This is a genomic window from Pedobacter sp. L105 (assembly GCF_009765875.1).
Classification (GTDB): Bacteria; Bacteroidota; Bacteroidia; order Sphingobacteriales; family Sphingobacteriaceae; genus Pedobacter.
On sequence record NZ_LMUP01000004.1, the window covers coordinates 1,129,355 to 1,149,324 of the forward strand.

A 19,970-nucleotide genomic window follows, 5' to 3' on the forward strand; every position below is an offset into this window, starting at 1 on the left:
AAACCATTAAATATTTTATTTGGCCATATCAAGAATCACTTTATCAAGACTCTCCCTAAAACTTTCGAAAGAGAAGGGTTTGAACAGTATATCCCTGGCATAATCTAAATTGTAATCCTTTAAATACTTGTGAGAAAATGCAGTGAAAACAATGATAACATATTCATCCAGATCTAATCTTCCAATTTCATTGATATCACCACCTTTAAACTTTACATCTAAAAAAAGTAAATTAACTTTGTTATTTGCCAGCAATTCCTCCAGCGCAGGTAAGCTCTTTACTTTACCTACTAAAACCAGCTCTTCGCATTTTGAAATATACGCTTCCAACTGCTCTTGTGCAAGAGGTTCATCATCTAAAATGATGCATTTTAGTGTTTTATCTAATGAAGCCATATAAATTTGTTTATAGCGTATTGATCAGAAATAGCTTGTAAAATAGTTAAGCCAATTCCAATAAGGCCAAAGTTTAGATCCAGCTGTGCATTTTCAAACTCTCCAAAAAAAAAGGAGTTAAATCCAAGGGATTCGTTATTGTGGACAGCATAAACTGGTATTTGTTCTGCCCAGTATGCAGAGGCTTGTTTAAAAGACGTAATACCCGTGAGCTGATATATCCGGTTATAAATTAAACATGGTGACGCAGCTCCATATTTTACAGAGGCATCATTCAAAAATGTCTCTTCGTGCGTTTTTCTTTTTAAGGAAAGTAAAGCGATTTCAATCCCTTCTTTCAGGTATTCTTTATGGTTAAAAATCACCGCTGCCCTGATTATTGCATAGGCAGTTCCTATATCCCCGTAAACCAGGCAGTGGTTAGTAGTTTTTTCAGCTTCCTTAATCCAAAGTGGAAATACAGAGGTATATATAGAGCTATCCATACGATTTTGTAATAAAAATTGCACACTATGCGTGACGAGTTCCTTACACTTTTCCTGGCGGTACCCTGCTTCGTAAAGCGAACAGAAAAAACTAATCATCATCGCATTTCCATGCGCCAATCCAGTATATACACGCGGCTCTTTAAAATATTTGCAGGTCCAGTAGTAGCCGGTGATCTGATTGCCCTCTTTAGCAAGATCTAAGGCATTCAGTAAATGATCAATCGCATTTAATGCCGTTAGAGAGACACCGGAACGTTTAATCAGATAAAATCCGATGCCTATGGCCCCTTTTGACATTCCGAAATTTTGCTCTTCAATATTTTGAATTAGACGCTCTGCCAGAAGATCATCCACCTGGCTCAGTAAAGTCTCATATTTATCACTTAAATGACCATTCTCTTCCAGATAAATCAATAGGCCGGCAAATTCGGCAATATCTAAATAAAAATTAGACGTCAAAACTGATTGATATTGGCTTGGATTTAACTCTTTAAAGGCTGCTTCCAGCAATTTTTCGGCTTCAGCATAATAATTGTCATCTCCGGTATAAGCGGCATAAAGACAATTTAACAAAATCGCTCCTCCCTTTCCATGGCCTACACCAAAGTTTGGCAGAACCCGGATAGCGTCTTTGTTCACCAAATTAACAATATCCGATAGTAATAGCTCGGCTGTATAATTGCGGGTATCAGTTGCAAAATTTTCCATAGCTTTATATTTATTATAAGTGTAATCTATTTAATTCCTGGTCGTTACCACTCGTTTTTACCCTGTTATCTTTTTTAACTTTTCCAAATGTGTAACCAAAGGCAGCCCTAAACCTCCTGGTATCTACACGGTGAATACTTTCGGTTACCAGGGGAGGAACGTTAGTTGATAAAAGCACATTATTATTATAAAATATATCACTCACATCGATTTTAATAAATGCCTGATTATGAAGTATTTTTTTGCGCAGGCCGGCAGACACATTGGAGAAGTTCCCGTAGTTATAAATCCCTGATATAGAGGGTGAACTATAGGAACCAAATAATTCCGCCGCAAGTGATTCCGATATTTTAAAAGTGTTACTTGAACTCGCTGTAAAGTAATATTTACTTCTAATCAGATCGTCTGTACCCTCAGCAAGGTTTGGAAAATGAATTTTCTGGTAAAATCCGGATAAACGATTGTTAGAACTCCACCAGCTGGCAATTTTAGAAGAAGCACCTAAACTTGCGCTTAAAAGTATATTATTTAAGAAGTTGTCTTTAGTTTTTATAAATATAGAATTATTTTGATCATACAAAATAGTGCTCATAATGGCATTATCTGTCTGCGTGTACCCAAAGCGAAAACTATAGTTTTTATATATATTACTCCAGGTAAAGGAGTTCTGATATTCTGGTTTGAGGAAGGGGTTGCCCCGTGTTATGGTATAATTATCAATGTAAAGCTCATATGGAATTAAATCATCATAAGAGGGACGGTTAATGGTTTTGGAATAGGCAACCGAAGTGGTATAAGCTTTGGTCACTTTGTAGTCCAGCCGGGCATTTGGAAAAATGTTAAAGTAGTTGGAATCTAAGCCAGATACGACTTTATATTGGGTAAATTCTCCCCTTAAACCGGCTTGTATATTAACAGGCCCAATTCCATAATTGACATTCACATAAGCTGCGGCAATTTGTTCCTTATACCCCAGGTCATTGAAACTTGTAACTTCCTCCTGCCATTGATTATTTAGAAAGTTAGCAGGATTTTGATGGCTTGTATTATCTGTACTGGCATATTTTAAACCCGTTTCTAATTTTAATTTTGAGCTTAGAATTTGCGTATAATCGATTGATGCGGTATAAATATCATAATCTGATGATGCTTTATTTCTGAATAAAGAATTTACACCATTGGCAGCTCCATCAGTAAACAGCGTTTGATTAAATAACTGTTGCTGATCACTGGTATAATTAGCGTAGTTTGCAGTTACTAATAAATTAGAACCCAAACTATCTAAGCTTCTTTTATAAAAAACATTATAGTTAGAGAAGTTCACCCGCAAATCCAAATTATTAAATGTATTTGTAATATCCTGGTTTCCTGACTGATTGATAACAGCATCGATAAAACCACTGCCATACATGTGTGCTTTTACCAAAGCGTAATCAACACCTACAGTATTGCGTTTATCTATATAATAATTAAGGCTGGAATTAACACCTCCATCAATTATAGCTCCTTTTGACAGATCTACAGTTTGCTTAAAGTTACCTACAGGAGTTAGTCCCTGGAACAAAACCCTATTGTCGTATCCCTTTTCAATTTGTCCCCTGTTTGTATAATTTCCATTGAGCGTAAAGTCTAGTTTTGGGGTACTGATCCTGATACCTCCATTTGCTCCACCGCCAAATTTATAACCCTGCGTAAGATTTCCTCCGGCATTAGCAGACCATCCAAGTTTCTTACTCCTTTTGGTATAAATTTCAATTACACCTCCGCTCGCACTGGCATCATATTTAGATGAAGGATTGGATATAAGTTCAATATGATCAATTTGATCGCCCGGAATGGAACCCAGAATACTCGATAAAGTTGCATTAGGGATTTTTTTGCCATCCACTAAGATCAGGACATTAGACTTCCCTTCCATGCTCAGGTTACCACCTACAATTTGAACCGACGGTGCCATACCTAAAATGCTAAAGGCATCATTTCCCGCAGAAAGTACGCTTTCAGCCACATTCATCACTATTCTATCTGTTTTTTGCTGAATAAATGGCTTGCTGCCAACAACTTTCACTTCTTTTAAATTCTGATTATCATTTAAGAGCAGCAAATCTCCCAGATCTAAATCCCGGCCGGCAGTGAGCGTAATCTTTTGCGTCTTTTTAACAAAACCTATATTACTTACCACTAAACTATACTCACCTGCAGAAAGTGTCACCTCAAATATGCCTTCTTGATTTGACATAGCGCCTTTCACTAACAGATGACCTTTAGCTTCGTCCCATAAAGCAACACTTGAATAAGGTATACCCAACTTTTTTTCGTCTACAATTCTTCCTTTGATTTTGCTTTGTCCGAAGACGCTAGTGGTAACTATTGAAAGCATAAAAAAGATTATAGAGACTTCCCAGACCTTCCAGATATTGCTTCGTTTCATATAAGTTTGATTAGCTGTTTAAATTAAATCCGGTTAGGGCTATTGTTTAAAAAACAAGAGTGTATCATAGTCATGATACACTCTTGTTATAAGTAGCAGACTAGTTAGCTTCTTCTACACTATTGTTTTTGCATGAGTCTGACCAGCAAGAAAGTTCTGCTGCATTACCACCTTCAATTTGTTTTAATTGCTCTTCTGTCAATTTTGAGATGATTTCTTTGTCTAATTGTACTTTTTCTGATAAGTTTACCTTTTTCATGTTGTTAAGATTAAGTGGTTAAATTGATTGATTAGTTGGTTGATTAATTGATTGATTGATTTTTCCTCGTTAGTTCACCCTTATGATTTACCGCTGAGATTTATTAATTCTAAATGCGTGGCCAATGCTTTTAGTGATTAAGCTTTTTAAAATTGGGTTCGATTATCCTGATTCAAATCGTACCTGTATTCTTCTTTTAACTGGTGGAGCAATTGTTCATCCCCTCCTCCTCCAAGAACCATAATCAGTTCGTTTTCAACAAAGGGGCGAAAATCCTCATCATTTTTTTCAGTGTTAAATTCTGTTGTATTCATGATCCTGTAAATTAAATTTTATAGTAAGGTTCCAGTCATCGTACCCGTCTGGGTAAGTGTATCTAAAACAATTATAGTTTCTTTACCTCCCATCACCTGGGATCTTTCATTTTCAAAGCAAATAATCTCTTTCATTATTAACAGTTCGTCGTTATCTTGTAGTTTTTTTTTCATGAGAGCAAGTTTGTTTGTTGATTATGATACAAACATTTCCTTTTTTTTCTGCAAGTAATTATTTATTCGACCAAATGATAGTTTTGTATGACTAAATCAAGGAATCACCTGCGAAATAATATTATTAATGGCCAAAATTTTCTATTTGGAGAGGGATAATTAGAAATTAAATTGAGCGAACTATCTAAGTTTTAGCGCATAAAAAAACCCGGACATCAGTTAAGATGCCCGGGTTTTTAAGATTTTCCGGCAAAAAAAAGGCTCAAATATCTTAGATATTTAAGCCTTTTACGCTATACAGGTTTGCACCCTATTAGATTATCCTTCGGATATTCCAGTAAAATTGAATGTCCCTGAAACAACATTCAATTTTATTCCACCACTACGCCCATTGAACAAAACTTGTCAATCCTTGTAGCAATCATTTTTTCTGTTTTCTCTTTACCTAATTCTTTAATATCCTTCAGGATCTGAGTTTTCAACGTCTCAGCCATTAAAGCCGGGTTTTGATGTGCACCGCCCAGAGGTTCTTTAATGATCCCATCGATCAGCTTATTGCGGTACATATCTGTTGAAGTCAGCTTCAGGCATTCTGCGGCTTTCTCTTTGAAATCCCAGCTGCGCCATAAAATAGAAGAGCAGGATTCCGGTGAAATTACAGAATACCAGGTGTGTTCCAACATATATACCTTATCACCGATACCAATACCCAATGCACCACCGGAAGCACCTTCACCAACAATAAAACAAATGATTGGCACTTTCAGCACTGACATTTCCAGCAGGTTCCTTGCAATAGCCTCACCCTGTCCGCGTTCTTCTGCTTCCAAACCCGGGTAAGCCCCCATCGTATCAATAAAAGAAATCACAGGTTTATTAAACTTTTCTGCAAGACGCATCAATCGTAATGCTTTACGGTAACCTTCGGGATTGGCCATTCCGAAATTACGGTACTGGCGTTCCTTGGTGTTTTTACCTTTCTGGTGTCCGATGATCATGACCGACTGACCGCCAATAGTGGCAAATCCTCCGATAATCGCTTTATCATCCCTTACTGTACGGTCACCATGAAGCTCAATAAAATCATCACAGATCATACTGATGTAATCAAGGGTCTGAGGTCTTTCCGCATGACGGGACAGCTGAACTTCCTGCCAGCCCGTTAAATTGGTATATAAAGCATTCTGGGTTTTAGCCAGTTTATCTTCTAATTCGATCAGCGTTGCAGACATATCTACTTTTGTTTTGTCGGCAACCTGTTTAACCTTTTCGATTTGCTGTTGCAATTCGGTAATAGGTTTTTCAAAATCAAATGATGTTTTTATCTGTTCCATAAGTGGGCGGTAAAAATAGGCATTTTATTTAAAACTTTGCGGCTACTCCGGGTTTAGGTAAAGATTTACTAATAAATTCCCTCAGGTTGTCAGTTGCTTTCACCAGATCATCTTTTCTCAGATACATCATATGCCCGCTTTCATAACCTTCCCAGCTCATTCTGTCTTTCAATTTCCCGGCCGGATCCAGCTGCCACATATCATATTTTGCATTAAAATAATTACAGGATGAACCATCATAATATCCTGATTGTACCAGAAGGTGCAGGTATGGATTTGATGCCATTGCCTGACGAAGGTTCTCTGCGGTATGATCATTAGAATTATCCCATGGATAAACGGATCCGAACATATTATATTTCAAATCTGTTTTATAATTCAGCTCTTTGCGGATATACATATTGATAGCCGGAGTAAAAGAATGAAGCCATGAGGTCAGTTCGGCATTATAGTCGGGTCCGTCACCCGCATCCTGCCTGTCTATACCTTTATATCTTGAATCTAAACGCCCAACAGTAAAACCTTTATCGCGCAGCAATTCTTTCCAGAAAAAATCTGTAGGAACGATCAGGTTGTGTTGCAGGATCACATTTTCACTCAGTCCGGAATACAGGGACATCTTTGCCGCTATGGCCTTCTTTTCTGTATCGCTCAGCTGGCTGCCTTTGCTCAATGCAGGAACCAGCTCATTCATTGTAAAACCTTCTACTTCGGGAAGCATTTCATTTAACGTTTTAGCTTGCAACGCAGGACTTAAAACTTTGTGATACCATGCCGTTGCAGCAAAATAAGGTAGATAGAGTGCCCCATTCATTGCTTCACCCCTTACTACCCCAAGTTCTGTAGGAGAAACCAGTACTACTCCATTCAGGTACATCCACTGTGAATTTTGAAGTTCCAGCGCTAGTCCTGACACCCTGGTTGTTCCATAACTTTCACCAATCAGAAATTTAGGAGAAGACCATCGGTTGTTGCGTGTTACAAAGGTATTTATCCATTCGGCCAGGTACTTGATATCAGCATTGACACCAAAAAAATTACTGCCCGGAATATCTTTATTAATTGCCCTGGAATAACCTGTATTTACCGGATCGATGTAAACGATATCGGCAACATCCAGAATAGAGGCATGATTTTCTTTATAACCATAAGGCTGAACGGGATAACCTTCATCATCAAGATTCAGGACTACAGGCCCTGTATAAGCAATATGCATCCAAACCGAAGCAGAACCAGGACCTCCGTTAAAAGAGATCACCAAAGGCCGGTTTGTACGGTCTTTGACATCAGTTCTTTCATAATACGTATAAAACAGGCCTGCGATGGCTTTACCGCTTTCATCCCATACAGGTAATGTTCCTGTGATGGCTTTATAAGACACATGCTGTCCTTTAATGGTCATCTCATGGTTGGTAATCACCGTACTTTCGGTAACTATTTTACGGGAATTAACTTCCTTATTTACTGTTGTATCAGTAGATTGAGCGACTACAGGATGCGGCGTAGGCTTCCATTTCTGGGCATGCACAGCACCAAAAGTACAGCAGCCCGCAAGGATTAGAGTAAAAATTTTCTTCATTAAAATCAGTTTAGGTTATTGACCTCTAAAGATGGAAATAAGATTTTACTTTTCCCGGGCATTTTGTATGTAAAGTACTGAAATTGCGCCCAATATCATAAATATTCCCGCCAGTACAATCGCATAGATCGCTTCGCCATGGTAAAACTCTTTGACAATCAATCCGCCAAACAAGCCATTTACAATTTGCGGCATGGTGATAAAAAAGTTAAATATCCCCATGTAAACACCCATTTTACGGGCAGGAATGGCACCGGATAAAATAGCGTATGGCATAGACAAAATACTTCCCCAGGCCAGACCGATACCGATCATAGAATAAATGAGGTAATGCGGGTTACTGATAAAATAGAAAGATAACAAACCTGCCCCTCCGGCCATTAAGGAAAAAGCATGTGCCACCTTTTTGCTGGTTACCCTCGCGATGGAAGGTAAGATCAGGGCATAGATAGCCGATACCCCATTATATATTCCAAATAAAAAGCTTACCCAGTTTGCTGCATCCGCAAATTTAACGGAAGAAGTATCTCCGGGAAGCACCTTGTAAATATGCTGTGCAATAGCTGGTGTAGTGAACACCCACATGGAAAACAAAGCAAACCAGGAAAAAAATTGTACCAAACCCAGCTGTTTCATGGTCAGCGGCATATTGGAAAAATCTGAGAAAATGGTTAAAATACCCTTTTGCTCTTCAGTTTCCGGCTCGGCACCATGATACAATGCCATCTCTTCCGGCGGATATTCTTTAGTGGTTAACACCGTCCATAAAATAGTCAACAGCAAAATTGCTGCCCCGGCATAAAAAGAATAGATCACATTATGGGGTACTTGCCCCGCTGAAGCAACTTTAGAAACACCCAGGTATTCTGAGAAGATATAAGGCAGCCATGAACCCGAAATCGCACCTGCACCGATCAGGAAGGTTTGCATGGAAAAACCAAAGCTCCGCTGACTGTCGGGCAATTTATCCCCTACCAGCGCGCGAAAAGGTTCCATCGCCACATTAATAGAGGCATCCATGATCATCAGCATTCCTGCCCCGATAATGATAGGCGGCATAAAGCTGGCCAGCGCCGGCGAATTGGGCATCAGAATTAATGCAATTGCGGTAAGTATGGCTCCAACAAGGAAATATGGCCTTCTTCTGCCCAGACGGTTCCATGTTCTATCGCTATAATAACCGATAATCGGCTGCACAATCATTCCTGTTAAGGGGGCTGCCAGCCAGAAAAGTGAAAGATGCTCTACATCTGCACCAAAAGTTTGCAGTATCCTGGATGCATTACCATTCTGCAAGGCAAATCCGAATTGTATACCAAAAAAGCCGGCACTCAGATTAAAGATCTGGATATTGGTTAATCTTGGTTTCGCAACGGCAAAAAATTTCTGTTCCATAAATATATTTGGTTTGCTATATGTTGTTCTAGAACGCCAGGATCTGTGCGCTCATAGGCAATACCCATACAGGTATCGTATTATCTTTTATATCATCAATTTTAAGGTCAGACAGCTTGTCCTGCACCCCTGTTATAGGTTTACCCTGCAAAATAGATTCTGGTATTTGTACCTGGCTTTCCATACGGTAATGACGGTCGAAATTTACCAGAACAAGCAATCTCTGCGTTCTGGTGTACCTTACATAACCATACATCCGTTTGTTCATGTTACCTGCAACAGGTATTTCCCAAAACTGGCCTTTGGCTATGGCCTCCGACGCTCCCGCGAGCTGAAGCAAACGTGCATAATATCCCCTTAATTCCTTTTGTTCTGCACTTAACCGGCCGCCATCAAATGCACCGCCGTTCATCCATTTCTGGTGTTCAGGTACACCCCAATAGTCAAATATAGTGGTGCGGTTATCTTCTCCGCCAAATCCTTCAGCGCCTCTTCCAGGCTCTCCTACTTCCTGACCAAAATAGGTCATCACCGGGCCGCCGGATAAAGTTGCAGATACCACCATTGCAGGCAAAGCCAATTCGGCCCTGCCTGCAAATCCGGCCGACGCGATACGTTCTTCATCATGATTCTCCAGGAAATTCAATAAATGATTGTTAAAGCCGGCATCCGCCTGCCACACTTTACGGATATCATTTACATCAGCCTGGTCTTCACTTCTGATTAATCTCTTTAAACCATCATACAATCCTACTTTATCATATAAGTAATCAAACTTACCAGTGGTGAGGAACGACTGATACTTAGCAGGATCATAAGCCTCACCAATAAATATCAAATCAGGATTTACTTTTTTCACTTCTGGTATCACCCAGGCCCAAAAAGCCAGCGGCACCATCTCTGCCATATCGCAGCGGAAACCGTCTACACCTTTGTTGGTCCAGAAAGTTAAAATATCACGCATTTTTGTCCATACCGCAGGTGCAGGATCAAAATAAGTTTTTTCCTGGTCCTGGTAATCTAACCCATAATTCAACTTTACGGTTTCGTACCAGTCGTCAACAGCAGGTCTTTCTGAAAACACATTATTCCCCGTAGCCTTGGCCGGCGACTCAACATAAGCTATGTGCTGCAGCGGAGAAAGCGGCGTTTGCTGAGCAGATTGAGGTGCAGGAACAACAAAGTCCTTTCCCGGCACATAATAATAATCATTCGCAGCGCTAAAGGCCAGGTTTACGTTATCGTCTTCACCAAAATCTTTCACTCTCTGAGGTTTCATCCGGGACTGGTATTGCCGGGCTACGTGATTCGGCACAAAGTCGATAATTACTTTGAGCCCCTTTTGATGCGTCCTTTTAACCAGGTCCTCAAACTCTGCCATCCGGTTTTTAGCATCCGCAGCCAGATCCGGATCAATATCATAATAATCCCTCACTGCATAAGGAGAACCTGCCCTGCCTTTTACCACATTGGCATTGTTAGCCGGCAGTCCGGCACTGCTATAATCCGTTAGCGTAGCATGTGAGATCACCCCGGTAAACCACACATGGGTAGTACCCAATTCTTTAATTCCATCCAGTGCTTTATCGCTGATATCTGCGAACTTGCCGCTTCCATTTTGCTCAATAGTTCCGTAGGGAACATTATTCTGCTGCTTATTGCCAAATAAACGGGGCAAAAGCTGATAGATCATTATTTTTTTTTCCTGTGCCAATCCTGTATTCATAAATCCTGAAATCAATACTCCTACAACAAAAATACGGGAGAAGGTTTTCATACCTACGACAATACGTTATAAGTAATCACCTTTTCACCAGTTGCAATGTTGTACAATTGGTTAAAGATATTAATGTCCAGTGTTTCTTTCGCAGGATTAACAATTGTTATTTCCTCTTTTGTGATTGTAACTTTCAGCTGAATACCACGGAAGCCTATTTTAAAGGAGAAAGAACTCCATTGTTCAGGCAGGAAAGGGGTAAATGACAACTTACCATCACGCACGCGCATTCCTGCAAATCCTTCCACAATGCTCATCCAGGTTCCTGCCATAGAAGTAATGTGCAATCCATCTTCTGTATCATTGTTATAATCATCAAGGTCTAAACGGGAAGTACGCAGGTAAAACTCATATGCTTTCTTGCCGTCGTTTAATTTAGCGGCCAAAATACTATGTACGCAGGGCGATAAAGAACTCTCATGTACGGTACGGGATTCATAAAAATCAAAATTCCTGCGCAAAGATTCCAGGTCGTAATTGTCTTCAAAGAAATATATTCCCTGTAAAACATCTGCCTGTTTGATAAAACAAGAGCGCAGAATCCTGTCCCAGCTCCATTTCTGGTTGATCGGACGTTCGGATGCAGGCAAGTCATGTACCAATATCTGTTCTTTATCCAGAAATCCATCCTGCTGAAGGAATACACCTTTTTCCTCATCATAAGGAAGATATATATTTTCTGCTACTGCTTTCCAGTCGGCAAATTCCGTTTCTTCCAGTAATGCTGTTTTATTGACGATCAGCTGGTATTGTGCAGGATCTTCTGCGTTAACGATGTTAGCAGCTTCTATTGCATAACTCAGGCACCATGCCGCAAGGGTATTGGTATACCAGTTATTGTTTACGTTATTTTCATATTCATTAGGCCCGGTTACCCCCAGCATAACAAACTGTTTTTTATCCTCACTCCAGTTTACACGCTGTTTCCAGAAGCGGGCAATACCGATCAGTACTTCCAGGCCAAATTCCTTTAAGTAGCTCTGATCTCCAGTGTACCTAATGTAATTGAATATGGCAAAAGCGATGGCTCCGTTCCGGTGGATCTCTTCAAAAGTGATCTCCCATTCATTGTGACATTCCTCGCCATTCATGGTCACCATAGGATACAAAGCTGCTCCTTTATTAAAGCCTAATTTCTGCGCATTTTCAATCGCTTTTTCCAGGTGTTTATAACGGTAGATCAGCAGATTTCTGGACACTTCCTGCGGAGCAGTAGACAAGTAGAAAGGAATACAATAAGCTTCGGTATCCCAATAGGTAGAACCTCCGTATTTTTCGCCGGTAAAACCTTTCGGGCCAATATTTAAACGGGCATCTTTTCCGGTATAGGTTTGATTGAGCTGGAAAATATTAAAGCGGATAGCCTGCTGTGCAGCTACATCTCCTTCAATGATAATATCACCTTCATTCCACTTTGTAGCCCAGGCCTCTGCCTGCTCTCTTAATAGTTCATCAAAGCCTTTTGCTACCGCTGCGCCAATCACCTTAAATGCAGTATCTAATAACTGATCAGCAGCATAATTCTGAGAAGATAAGTTAGTCGCTACTTTATAAATATCGATTACCTCATTGGCAGCAACATCCAGTAAAACCACCTCATCCAGATATTTATCTTTAACCGTAACCACCGGACTAAGCGTTACGGCCTTATGGTTCTGATAAACCAGGGTTTTTACGCCGGTCACGACATCAAATTCCGTTTTTTTGGTGCGCTGAATCAGGTAAGAACCCTGATCATTTTGCATACGGTTTACTTCATCCCAGAATTTCTCATCATAATTAGAATCCTGGTTTTTCACATCCCCATCAATAAATGATTTGACCGATAACTGCCCTGAGAAATTAAGGGGTATCAGCTGATAGTGTAAAGCAGCAATTTCATCATTGGCAATACTGAAAAAACGTTTGGCAGCTACTTTAACCTGTTTGCCTGAAGATAACTCTGCAGTAAAGGTACGTTCAAGATAACCTTCTTTCATATTCAGCACCCGTTTAAAGGCTGTTACTTTACAAACGCTGAGATCTAACACTTCAGCATCCAGCGTAAGCTCAAGCCCCATCCAGTTGGCTGCATTTAATACTTTGGCAAAATATTCAGGGTAACCGTTTTTCCACCAGCCTACGCGGGTTTTATCCGGGTAATACACACCTGCAACATAATTACCCTGTAAAGTTTCTCCTGAGTAAGTCTCTTCAAAATTGGCGCGCTGGCCCATCCTTCCGTTACCCAGGCTGAATAAGCTTTCAGATACCTTATTCAAATGAGGATCAAAACCTTCCTCTATAATATTCCACTCTTCTGCTTGTATATAATTCTTCATCCTATAAAAGTATTTTCATGAGTTTGTCGTTGTTTTAATGATAAACATTAAATCATCAAACCCAAGCTGGCTCACACCAATGTATTAACGTTTATTTTCTTGCGTTCCTCTGTTCTGTTAGATCGATCAGCTGCTGTACGGTTACACCGGCGAGATCTTTAACGATCAGATCTGCACCAGGTAAATTCTCAGCCTCACCTACGCCAACCACAGCCATACCTGCTGCAATTGCTGCTTCAACGCCTGCTGATGCATCTTCAAATACGATACAATTTTCTTCCGATGTATGCAGCAGTTCTGCTCCTTTTACAAAAACTTCGGGATCTGGCTTGGAGCTGGTTACTGCATTTCCATCTACGATAGCATCAAAAAAATGAGTAAGATCAGTCTTTTCTAAGATCAATCCGGAGTTCTTACTGGCGGAACCCAGCGCAATTCTAATCCCTTTGTCTTTCAGCTGCTGCAGCAGTTCCAGTGAACCCGGCAATACTTCTGAGGGCGACATTTTACTGATCATATCTACATACCATGTATTTTTTAAAGCAGCCAATTCATCCTTTTCAGCATCGCTTTTGGTAATGCCTCCCCAGGCCAGTATTTTATCTAATGAACGCATCCGGTTTACACCTTTAAGCTGTTCGTTTTGGGCATGGGTAAAATCAAATCCGAGAGAGTTAGCCAGTTTTTTCCAGGCTTGATAATGATAAACAGCAGTATCAACCAATACGCCATCCAAATCAAAAATGCAGGCAATAGTTATTTCATTCATATTAATTCAGTTCTAGTACCAGTGTTGTTTTAGCTGGAATAGTAATCGTTTTAAGGATATTTAATTTTTCACCGGTCATTACATTAACCAATGAACCAGCATCTTTCAGCTGTGCCGCAAAGCGGGATGTATCGAGCGTTTTAACCTTTTCTTCAGGATTTAAAATCACCATAACGCTTTTGCCACCATCAGTGGCTAACCTGAAATAAATATACATATCATCTTCAGGAACGTATTGTATCATTTTACCTGATTGTAAAGCAGGATTACTTTCCCTGTAGTGTGCCAGTTTACTGACAAAGTTCCAGGCTTCGTTCTCCTGTTTTGTGCGGCCAGCCGCAGTAAATTTATCTGCTTTATCACCTTTCCATCCTCCTGGGAAATCAAAACGTACCAGTCCATCGGGATTAGAAAAATTCTTCATCAGGATTTCTGTACCGTAATATAACTGAGGAGTACCGCGCATGGTCAATAAAATGGCCATACCTTCTTTGTATTTTGCAAAATCTTCATTCACCAGCGAATAGAAACGGCTCATGTCGTGGTTATCCCAGAAAATGGTATTCCTTGTTGGGTCCTGGTAAAGGAAATCTTGGGAAACAACGGTATATAACCTGAACACGCCTTCAGTCCATCCCGGTTTACTGTTCAGGGCTTCATAGATCGCATTTTTCATCATGTTATCCGTTACACCAGGTAAGTGGGTATCAAAACCTCTGTTCACTGTATTTCCCTGTGTAAAATAAGCCTGTGAGGCTACAGAATTTACCAATGTTTCTCCAAAAATAGACAAGTTTGGAAACTCTGCTTTTAACTTCATAGCCCAGTCGGCCATATAAGAAGGTTCGTTGTAAGGATAGGTGTCTAACCTTAATCCGTCAATTCCTGCATATTCTATCCACCAGATGTGATTTTGGGTCAGGTAATTTTGTACATAGGGATTTCTCTCATTAAAATCGGGCATGGTGGTTGCGAACCAGCCATCTACCATCTTTTTAAGATCTGCTGCTGAAGCGTGAGGGTCCATTACCGGTTCATCGCGGTAACTGCTTTGGGTAAAAACCGGCCACTGGTTTACCCAGTCTTTCATTGGCATATCCCTGAACATCCAGTGTTCGCTTCCCAAATGGTTATGAACAACGTCTTTGATAATCTTTAAACCTTTGGCATGTGCTTTTTCCACATAAGTTTTATACAATTCATTGGTACCATACCGGGGATCTATTTTATAATGGTCCGTTACTGCATAACCATGATAGGAAGCATGAGGCATATCATTTTCAATCTCCGGTGTCATCCAGATCGTTGTTACGCCCAATTCCTTGAAATAATCCAGGTGATTGATCACCCCCTGTATATCTCCGCCATGACGGTAATAAACAGAATCACGGTTAAGGGTTTGCTCTCTCAGTCCTTTAACTTTATCATTTGATACATCTCCGTTAGAAAAACGGTCGGGCATCAGCAGGTAGATAATATCTTTGTCTGTAACGCCCTGAATACGGCCAGCTGAGTTATCCTTTGTTTTCAGTTCATAACTGTAATCAAACTTCTTTTTTCCATTTTCCAGGAAAGTGATCGGAAATTTCCCTGCCTGCGCATCAGGAGCAATCTCCAGATCGATGAACAGATAATTGGCATTTTCTACCTGATGAACTTCTACCAGTTTTACGCCAGGGTAATCCAGCTTTGCTGTATAACCTGAAATGTTTTTTCCATGAACCATAAGCTGCAGCTTAGGATTTTTCATGCCTACCCACCAGAACATGGGCTCTACATGATCGAACTTGGCCTGCGCCCATACGTTGGCAGAAAGCAGAACAAATAATATAACAATTAATTTCTTCATTTTTTTAAAATTAATAAGTGACAGCAAATTTCCCTGAGCTATTATTTAGCGTCATTGTTTTTACTGCAGTGCCTTCTACGCCATTCGCAGTGCCCTGTGGATCAAACTTGGAAATAGCGGAAAGGAATGATAGTGTTTCATCATTGGTTTTATTCAGCTTATCCCCTTTGGCAAAACCATGGAATACGAGCTTCAGATGGTTGAACTTTGAGGTAAAAGTACCTTCGGCTTTTTCGAAAGTAATACTGCGTTTTACAGGATCATAACTGATGGTTCTTTTATAAGAATCGCCTTTTTCATAATTGTAACTCTTGCCATCATCTTCATAATATACAAAGGAGTTACTGATGTTTCCCTTGTAAATATTGATCATCAACGTATCTGTAGGCTGTATCTGGGTAGATTGAACCAGAGATTGCATCGGCACAATACTACTTTCTTTTACATATACCGGCAGTTTATTCATCGAAACACGAAGTATCTTTTCCATTCCGCCCTGCTGTTGTTCATCCGTATACAGATCATACCATAACCCTTTAGGAAAATAGGCATTGGCATATTCTTTAGTACTCTCAAAAGGAAGTACCAAAAACGCTTTACCAAAAAGGTACTGGTTCTGGAACTGGGTATCGTATATTTTTGGATCAAAAGTATAATCAATAGCTAAACTTCTCATTACCGGCATTCCGCTTTGGGTGGCTTCAAAGAAAGTTGAGTATAAATAAGGCATCAGTTTATAGCGAAGGCTGATATAATTCCTGGAAATCTCCGTCACCTCTTCTCCGTGTGTCCAGGGTTCTGAAGATTGGGTATTTACCGCAGCGTGGTTACGGAAGTAAGGATTAAACGCACCGATCTCTATCCATCTGGCAAATAAAGAATTAGATGGTGTTCCAATAAAACCACCAATATCCATTCCGGCAAATGGCATCCCGCTTAATCCTAAACTATTGATTAAACGTACGCCTAAGAGCATATGCTCTTCTTCAGGACGGTTATCCCCTGTCCAGATCGCTGTGTAACGCTGTAAACCTGCATAACCTGCGCGAGTCAAAATAAACGGACGTTTATTCATAGACTCCCGGGCTCCTTCATAACTTGAACGGGCCATTTGCATTCCATAAATATTATGCGCTTGCAGGTGACTGGCTATGGCACCGTCATAATTAAACAATACATTAGAGGGCATTTTATTTCCCCAGGTAGCAATTTCATTCATGTCATTCCAGATTCCTGAAACGCCATTATCCGCAAAGAACTTCACTTTATTTCTCCACCAGGCCCTTCCTTTCTCACTGGTAAAATCGGGGAAATTCACCCAGCCCGGCCAAACCTGTCCGGAATAATTAACGCTATCAGGGTATTTGATAAATATATTTTCTTTCAGCCCGCTTTCGTAGGCTTCATATCCTTTTTCTACTTTAATACCCGGGTCTACAATAACAGTGGTAGTGAAGCCCATATCCGACAGCTTCTTATTCATGGCCAGTGGATCAGGGAAACGTGTTTTGTCCCAGGTGAATAATTTATACTGGTCCATATAATGGATATCCAGCGTGATCCCGTCTGCCGGAATCTTTTTCTCTCTCAAAGTTTGCGCAATACGCAAAACTTCCGTATCGGGATAATAAGTGTATCGGTTCTGCTGGTAACCTAGGCTCCAAAGTGGAGGCATATGCATTCGGCCGGTTAAAGCAGTATAAGAAGTGATGATATCTGCCAGGCGTTTGTGATAAATAAAGTAATAATTCATCTCACCGCCCTGTGCGCCAAAAGATGAAAATCTGTCGTTGCTGGCACCAAAATTAAAATCGCTCTGGTAAGTGTTATCTAAAAATATTCCGTAGTTTAAATGATGGTGAATGCCAATATAAAAAGGTATGGTAGAATAGATTGGGTCAGCGGAAGCAGAATAACCGTAAGAATCGGTATTCCAGTTGGTATAACCACTTCCTTTACGGTCGAGGTTCCCGGTTTTTTCCCCAAGACCAACAAAACGTTCGCCTTCCTGCATTTTTTTATAGGTGGTCACATCTTCAGACACCCAGGAGGTGGTCAATCCTTTTTCATCCTGACTGATAATTTTTCCATCAGGGGTAAAAAAGGTAATGCTATAAGGTTTTTTAGTGATTTCGGCTTTTAAAGAATCGGTAGTAATGGTGATCTCCTGATCATTCTGGGTAACCACAACTTTAGTTTCAACCGGTTTTGCGATCACGGCATAAGAGAAATCTCTGCCCAATGCCTTTTTATCTAATCTTACCCGAACAATAGAAGGACTGTAAACCGTTATCTCACCCTGTGCATGTTCGGTGGTAAACGTTACGGTTTGCCCTTTGATAGCGACGGCGGTGATATTGCCAGCACCCGTCACCGGGCTGCTTTGGGCTTGTGAAAGCAGAGGAAAAAGGGAAAGAAGTAACAGCTGGCAGATGGTAGTCGGTTTTCTCATATGGGAACGGATAATTAGAATCAGGAGGTTAGAAAAAATGCCCTGAATGATCTTCAGGGCATTTCAGAATTATTATTTTAATATAACATATAAGCTGCCAGCAAGCTGTACACTAGTTAAAACAGGCAGGAGAGCTTTAAGTTGATTCATACTAATACCCAGGGTTTTGAACTAAATTAGGGTTAGCAATTACATCAGCAGTAGGTAAAGGGAAGATACTTCTTGTATCTGGAATAGCACTTCCTGCAAACGTACCACCTTTCCATGGCCATAAATAAGAACCACCAGTATATTTACCAAAGCGGATCAAATCTGTACGTCTGTAACCTTCCCAATAAAATTCTTTTGCTCTTTCTGTTAGAATATCATCCAGCGTTAAAGCAGTAACATTTCCATTGGTATTGCCATAAGCACGTACGCGCAGTTTGTTCACATCGGCTATTGCGTCTCCCATAGATGCACCGGTACCGCCTCTCAGAACAGCCTCAGCAAGATTCAGGTAAGCTTCTGGTAAACGGAACAACGGGAAATCTATAGAACTGAAAGTTCCATTAACAGAAGGCACAGTAACACCAGCCTTAGTAATATTTTTCCATTTTGTAACACGCAACCCATCAGTAAATATAGCTAATGTATCATTTGTAGCTTTAGTACCATATAACATTCTTCTTTTATCGGCAGGATCATTCATTAAAGAAGAAACTGTAGAACGCATGTGCAGACCAACCCATCCACCGCCAGGAACACCAAAAGAAGCTGGATTCATATCGCTGCTGATTGAACCATTAAGGATAAATGTTGTACCTCCATAATTCTGGGTAACTGCTCCGTCATAATTAATAGACAGGATAGTTTCATTGTTGTTTACATTGTTATCACCAAGGAATAAGTATTGGTAAGATGGTTCCAGGGAATAAGGACCGTTGATTACTTTGTTCGCATAGGTAATTGACTCAGTATATTTTGTTGTACCAGGACTGTAAACAGGCGCATTCAGATACAAACGGGACAATAACATGTCAGCAGCACCTCTGGTAGCCCTTCCATAATCATTGGTCACTGGAAGCATCGGCTCAACAGCCAATAACTCAGACTCTACGTACTTGAATAAATCAGCACGTTTAATTTGTTTTGGTGCGGTAGTTCCAATTTCACTGGTCTCTGTAATGAATGGAGGATTACCAAATGTATCCATCAATACCCAATATTGATAAGCACGCAGGAATCTTGCTTCCGCTCCATAAATGGCGATATTAGCCACATCAGTAGGATTGGTAATATTACGTGAAGCCAGCATTGCAGGTGTACTTTCACGAAGGAACAAATTGGCTATCGTGATCTGGTATAAACTTCTGGTGTATAGACCCTGCAAAATAATATTATCAGCAGTATAAGCCGAATAATCCATATCAGCAACTCCCGGATCACCCCAAACGCACAGGCCTTCATCAGAACTTAATTCCTGCGCATTCCAGTACAAACGAATAAAATCTGATGACCCTGCATCAATACCGCCAAGGTCACTTGATCCTGAACCATTACCACTTGTTGTGGCAAAACTTGCGTAGGTTTTGATCAGTACCGATTTATAGCCATCAGCAGTAGCATAAACCTGATCACCGGTAATATTATTGGTAGCTGTAACATTCAGGTCTTTTTTACAAGACGAGAAGGTAGCCAGTAATAAGGCTGCTGTAAATATTTTAGATAGATTTTTCATCTCT

At 40.3% G+C, this 19,970-nt stretch carries 15 protein-coding genes; all 15 read right to left on the bottom strand.

The window, feature by feature from the left end; all coding sequences use genetic code 11:
- Nucleotides 1-15: 15 nt before the first annotated feature.
- The 15 genes from GSQ84_RS10075 to GSQ84_RS10145 all read right to left on the bottom strand — a co-directional run bounded on the left by GSQ84_RS10075 (nucleotide 16) and on the right by GSQ84_RS10145 (nucleotide 19,966).
- Entirely contained in the window at nucleotides 16-396 is a 381-nt protein-coding gene (locus GSQ84_RS10075) for a LytTR family DNA-binding domain-containing protein (RefSeq protein ID WP_158797082.1), read from the bottom strand.
- Nucleotides 384-1,592 (bottom strand): lanthionine synthetase LanC family protein, encoded by a 1,209-nt coding sequence (locus tag GSQ84_RS10080; protein WP_158797083.1) that lies wholly within the window; start codon nucleotides 1,590-1,592, stop codon nucleotides 384-386. Before GSQ84_RS10080 ends, GSQ84_RS10075 begins: the two co-directional genes overlap by 13 nt.
- Before the next feature lie 13 nt (nucleotides 1,593-1,605).
- A complete protein-coding gene (locus tag GSQ84_RS10085; RefSeq protein WP_158797084.1) occupies nucleotides 1,606-4,023 on the bottom strand; it encodes a TonB-dependent receptor domain-containing protein in 2,418 nt (805 codons plus the stop codon).
- 100 nt (nucleotides 4,024-4,123) lie between these two features.
- A complete protein-coding gene (locus tag GSQ84_RS10090; RefSeq protein ID WP_158797085.1) occupies nucleotides 4,124-4,282 on the bottom strand; it encodes a class I lanthipeptide in 159 nt (52 codons plus the stop codon).
- Nucleotides 4,283-4,428: 146 nt separating this feature from the next.
- Nucleotides 4,429-4,596, bottom strand: coding sequence for a hypothetical protein (locus GSQ84_RS10095; protein ID WP_158797086.1), 168 nt, complete (start codon nucleotides 4,594-4,596; stop codon nucleotides 4,429-4,431).
- Nucleotides 4,597-4,614: 18 nt separating this feature from the next.
- Nucleotides 4,615-4,770, bottom strand: a complete 156-nt coding sequence (locus tag GSQ84_RS10100; protein WP_158797087.1) for a hypothetical protein — start codon at nucleotides 4,768-4,770, stop codon at nucleotides 4,615-4,617.
- A gap of 371 nt (nucleotides 4,771-5,141) precedes the next feature.
- Nucleotides 5,142-6,104: an acetyl-CoA carboxylase carboxyltransferase subunit alpha gene (locus GSQ84_RS10105; RefSeq protein WP_158797088.1), complete on the bottom strand. Its 963-nt coding sequence runs from the start codon at nucleotides 6,102-6,104 to the stop codon at nucleotides 5,142-5,144.
- A gap of 28 nt (nucleotides 6,105-6,132) precedes the next feature.
- Nucleotides 6,133-7,683: a S10 family peptidase gene (locus tag GSQ84_RS10110; protein WP_158797089.1), complete on the bottom strand. Its 1,551-nt coding sequence runs from the start codon at nucleotides 7,681-7,683 to the stop codon at nucleotides 6,133-6,135.
- Between the two features lie 45 nt (nucleotides 7,684-7,728).
- Nucleotides 7,729-9,078 carry an MFS transporter gene (locus tag GSQ84_RS10115; protein WP_158797090.1) on the bottom strand — a complete coding sequence of 450 codons (1,350 nt, stop codon included), beginning with the start codon at nucleotides 9,076-9,078 and terminating at the stop codon, nucleotides 7,729-7,731.
- A gap of 28 nt (nucleotides 9,079-9,106) precedes the next feature.
- Nucleotides 9,107-10,855 (bottom strand): alpha-amylase family protein, encoded by a 1,749-nt coding sequence (locus GSQ84_RS10120; RefSeq protein ID WP_158797091.1) that lies wholly within the window; start codon nucleotides 10,853-10,855, stop codon nucleotides 9,107-9,109.
- Between the two features lie 2 nt (nucleotides 10,856-10,857).
- Entirely contained in the window at nucleotides 10,858-13,176 is a 2,319-nt protein-coding gene (locus GSQ84_RS10125; protein WP_158797092.1) for a glycoside hydrolase family 65 protein, read from the bottom strand.
- Nucleotides 13,177-13,267: 91 nt separating this feature from the next.
- Nucleotides 13,268-13,945: a beta-phosphoglucomutase gene (gene pgmB, locus GSQ84_RS10130; RefSeq protein WP_158797093.1), complete on the bottom strand. Its 678-nt coding sequence runs from the start codon at nucleotides 13,943-13,945 to the stop codon at nucleotides 13,268-13,270.
- Nucleotide 13,946: 1 nt separating this feature from the next.
- The gene (locus tag GSQ84_RS10135) at nucleotides 13,947-15,794 is read right to left on the bottom strand and encodes a glycoside hydrolase family 13 protein (RefSeq protein WP_158797094.1); all 1,848 of its coding nucleotides are present in this window, start codon (nucleotides 15,792-15,794) and stop codon (nucleotides 13,947-13,949) included.
- Between the two features lie 10 nt (nucleotides 15,795-15,804).
- The gene (locus GSQ84_RS10140; protein ID WP_158797095.1) at nucleotides 15,805-18,246 is read right to left on the bottom strand and encodes a glycoside hydrolase family 31 protein; all 2,442 of its coding nucleotides are present in this window, start codon (nucleotides 18,244-18,246) and stop codon (nucleotides 15,805-15,807) included.
- A 151-nt stretch (nucleotides 18,247-18,397) separates the two neighbouring features.
- Nucleotides 18,398-19,966, bottom strand: coding sequence for a RagB/SusD family nutrient uptake outer membrane protein (locus GSQ84_RS10145; RefSeq protein WP_158797096.1), 1,569 nt, complete (start codon nucleotides 19,964-19,966; stop codon nucleotides 18,398-18,400).
- Between the last annotated feature and the right edge of the window lie 4 nt (nucleotides 19,967-19,970).

Excerpts from the sequence above, each read along its gene's own strand:
- GSQ84_RS10105 (WP_158797088.1), bottom strand. The coding sequence starts at position 6,104 with ATGGAACAGATAAAAACATCATTTGATTTTGAAAAACCTATTACCGAA.
- pgmB (WP_158797093.1), bottom strand. The coding sequence starts at position 13,945 with ATGAATGAAATAACTATTGCCTGCATTTTTGATTTGGATGGCGTATTG.
- GSQ84_RS10115 (WP_158797090.1), bottom strand. The coding sequence starts at position 9,078 with ATGGAACAGAAATTTTTTGCCGTTGCGAAACCAAGATTAACCAATATC.
- GSQ84_RS10100 (WP_158797087.1), bottom strand. The coding sequence starts at position 4,770 with ATGAAAAAAAAACTACAAGATAACGACGAACTGTTAATAATGAAAGAG.
- GSQ84_RS10080 (WP_158797083.1), bottom strand. The coding sequence starts at position 1,592 with ATGGAAAATTTTGCAACTGATACCCGCAATTATACAGCCGAGCTATTA.
- GSQ84_RS10135 (WP_158797094.1), bottom strand. The coding sequence starts at position 15,794 with ATGAAGAAATTAATTGTTATATTATTTGTTCTGCTTTCTGCCAACGTA.
- GSQ84_RS10095 (WP_158797086.1), bottom strand. The coding sequence starts at position 4,596 with ATGAATACAACAGAATTTAACACTGAAAAAAATGATGAGGATTTTCGC.
- GSQ84_RS10125 (WP_158797092.1), bottom strand. The coding sequence starts at position 13,176 with ATGAAGAATTATATACAAGCAGAAGAGTGGAATATTATAGAGGAAGGT.
- GSQ84_RS10075 (WP_158797082.1), bottom strand. The coding sequence starts at position 396 with ATGGCTTCATTAGATAAAACACTAAAATGCATCATTTTAGATGATGAA.
- GSQ84_RS10140 (WP_158797095.1), bottom strand. The coding sequence starts at position 18,246 with ATGAGAAAACCGACTACCATCTGCCAGCTGTTACTTCTTTCCCTTTTT.
- GSQ84_RS10120 (WP_158797091.1), bottom strand. The coding sequence starts at position 10,855 with ATGAAAACCTTCTCCCGTATTTTTGTTGTAGGAGTATTGATTTCAGGA.
- GSQ84_RS10085 (WP_158797084.1), bottom strand. The coding sequence starts at position 4,023 with ATGAAACGAAGCAATATCTGGAAGGTCTGGGAAGTCTCTATAATCTTT.
- GSQ84_RS10110 (WP_158797089.1), bottom strand. The coding sequence starts at position 7,683 with ATGAAGAAAATTTTTACTCTAATCCTTGCGGGCTGCTGTACTTTTGGT.
- GSQ84_RS10145 (WP_158797096.1), bottom strand. The coding sequence starts at position 19,966 with ATGAAAAATCTATCTAAAATATTTACAGCAGCCTTATTACTGGCTACC.
- GSQ84_RS10090 (WP_158797085.1), bottom strand. The coding sequence starts at position 4,282 with ATGAAAAAGGTAAACTTATCAGAAAAAGTACAATTAGACAAAGAAATC.